The sequence below is a fragment of the Actinoplanes awajinensis subsp. mycoplanecinus genome, assembly GCF_001509495.1.
GTDB lineage: Bacteria > Actinomycetota > Actinomycetes > Mycobacteriales > Micromonosporaceae > Actinoplanes > Actinoplanes palleronii.
In genome coordinates, this window is record NZ_LLZH01000173.1 from 1 (window position 1) to 376 (window position 376).

General features: G+C 69.7%; 1 protein-coding gene. It reads left to right on the forward strand.

The window, feature by feature from the left end:
* On the forward strand, window positions 1-376 hold a 376-nt coding region (locus tag ADL15_RS19845), incomplete at both ends, for an IS607 family transposase (RefSeq protein ID WP_157441472.1).

Here is a 376-nt window from a genome sequence, read left to right on the forward strand (position 1 = left end):
CGCTCGACGGCAGTACGCGGCCGGGACGCTGCCTGTTCCTACCTACCGGATCGGCCGTCTCATCATGGTCGGCGAGCCGGTCACCGCAACGTCGGCCGAACCCGGGCAGACAGTGGTGTACGCCCGGGTGTCGTCGGCTGACCAGAATGCGGACCTGGATCGGCAGGTCGCCCGGGTGACGGTATGGGCCACGAGCCAGAAACTCGCCGTGGACCGGGTGGTGACCGAGGTCGGCTCGGCGCTCGACGGGCACCGGAAGAAGTTCCTCGCCCTGCTCCGTGATCCGGCTGTGTCGACGATCGTGGTCGAGCACCGCGACAGGTTCGCCCGGTTCGGTGCCGAGTACGTCGAGGCGGCGCTGACCGCGCAGGGCAGG